This window comes from Bacillus sp. JJ722 (assembly GCF_036963345.1).
GTDB lineage: Bacteria > Bacillota > Bacilli > Bacillales > DSM-1321 > Bacillus_AD.
Genome location: NZ_JBALMO010000092.1, coordinates 21,047 through 21,431 on the forward strand (window position 1 = coordinate 21,047; position 385 = coordinate 21,431).

Genomic DNA, 385 nt, shown 5'->3' on the forward strand with positions numbered 1-385 from the left:
TTTATATTATCAGTCGGGGCAATCCATAATACTGAAAAAAAGAAGATATGCATATGGAATGTAAAAAAGGATAGCTCGTTTTGATAACGCTTACAATCGGTAAATCCGTAAAACCCCAATTGTTTATAGTTGTCAGAATATTTCGGTTTTATCAATTAAAGCAGGAAAGAAAAAATCTGTAAGTGTAAAAATGCAGATTTCTTTTAGGAGGTGAATTTGAGGTGGAAATCAGTCATCTATAGGTGCCAATAGAACGATAGTAACAAAGCGTATATTATTCAATGTCGTTAATAAACAGGAGGTCAGCAAATAATGTTGCTGTGAGCATGAGTAAATCGCTGAGGTGAATTAGAGAACATAAAATACTTAAATAGACATCGGACCA